Annotated in this window: 1 protein-coding gene; it reads right to left on the bottom strand. The window is 69.2% G+C overall.

What is annotated here, in order from left to right:
- Positions 1-13 precede the first annotated feature (13 nt).
- Positions 14-1,147 (bottom strand): IS110 family transposase, encoded by a 1,134-nt coding sequence (locus tag AB0M82_RS45875; protein ID WP_364736195.1) that lies wholly within the window; start codon positions 1,145-1,147, stop codon positions 14-16.
- Positions 1,148-1,343: the final 196 nt, after the last annotated feature.

Below are 1,343 nucleotides of genomic sequence, written 5' to 3'. Positions count from 1 at the left end.
CCCAATGATGCTCCTATGGTTTGTCAAGGGTGAGGTGGTGGATTGCGGCGAGGTCTGCGGTGAGGTGTGGGTAGATTTCGCGGGCGACGTAGCGTTTGAGCATGCGGATGACGTGTTTTCCGTTGGAGCGGTTGGGTGTTCGGTGTTTGGCGACGTAGTCGCGGGTGGGTTGGTGGCTTTTCATGCGGGTGATGACGACGCGGTAGAGGGCGGCGTTGGCGTCGCGGTCGCCGCCGCGGTTGAGGCGGTGCCGGTCGGTGAGGCCGGAGCTGGCTTTCTGGGGTGCGATGCCGGTGAGCATGGCGAAGGCGGGTTCGCTGCGGAGCCGGTCGGGGTTGTTCCCGGCGGTGATGAGGAGCTGGCCGGTGGTGTCGGGGCCGAGGCCGTGCTGGGCCAGGGTGCGGGGGGCGAGCAGGGTGATCAGGGCGGTGAGCTGGGTGTCGAGCGTGGTGATGGCCTGGTTGTGGTGGCCGATCGTGGTGGCCAGCTCGTGCAGGGTGGCCCGGGTGCTCAGGGTGGAGTCGAGCAGGGCACGGGCCAGCGTGGTGCCGGTGGCGTCGGGGACGGTGTCAGGGTCCTGGCATGCCGACAGCAGCGCGGCGGGGGTGAGGTTCTGCAGGCGTTCGCGGAGGTCGTCGGGTGCGGTGATGAGGACGGCGCGCAGGGTGTTCCAGACCGCGGTGCGGGCTTTGACCAGGGTGTCGCGGGTGTTGCGCAGCAGCCGCACTGATTCGATCGGCCCGGTGCGCAGTTTCGGTGCGGTGGTGGCGTCGCCGGATTGCACGGCGCCGGCGGCGTTGATGGCGTCCTGTGGGTCGCTCTTCCCCTTTTGGCGGCGTTTCTGCCGGTTCGGTCGGTTGACCTCCACGACGTGCACGTTCTCGGTGAGCAGGTAGCGGGTCAGCCCGGCCCCGTAGGAGCCGGTGCCCTCCACCCCGATCGCGGCGATGGGGCCGAAGTCGAGCAGCCAGGCCAGCAGCGCCTGGTAGCCGGCCAGGGTCGCGGCGAACCGGCGGGTCCCCAGCACCTGTCCCAGGGCGTTGCGGGCCGCGGCCCAGTGGAAGTCGCGGTGGGTGTCCACCCCGGCGATGACCTCGGCGGTCGTGGTGGCCGGGGCGGGGTGGGAATTCGACGTGCGCTTTGCCATGCTGATCGGGTGTCGTTCCTTCTCGGGTGGTTCTGGGCGGGCAACGGCACCTCACCGAACCGTGGCGAGTGGACAACACTGTGATCAGCGGCCTGCGGCTACAGGCTCCTATCAGGTCACAAACCCCGCGCCCGGTGAGGCACAGCGGGGTCACCGGACCGGCCGACAGATCATTGGCCAGACACCACGGTCGGTG

Source organism: Amycolatopsis sp. NPDC051128 (assembly GCF_040682715.1).
Lineage (GTDB): Bacteria > Actinomycetota > Actinomycetes > Mycobacteriales > Pseudonocardiaceae > Amycolatopsis.
The sequence above is the reverse complement of the archived record's forward strand: the minus strand, read 5'-3'. Positions and strand labels throughout refer to the sequence as shown.

Bases quoted from the DNA above. Each gene is read 5' to 3' on its own strand.
- AB0M82_RS45875 (WP_364736195.1), bottom strand. From the start codon at position 1,147: ATGGCAAAGCGCACGTCGAATTCCCACCCCGCCCCGGCCACCACGACC.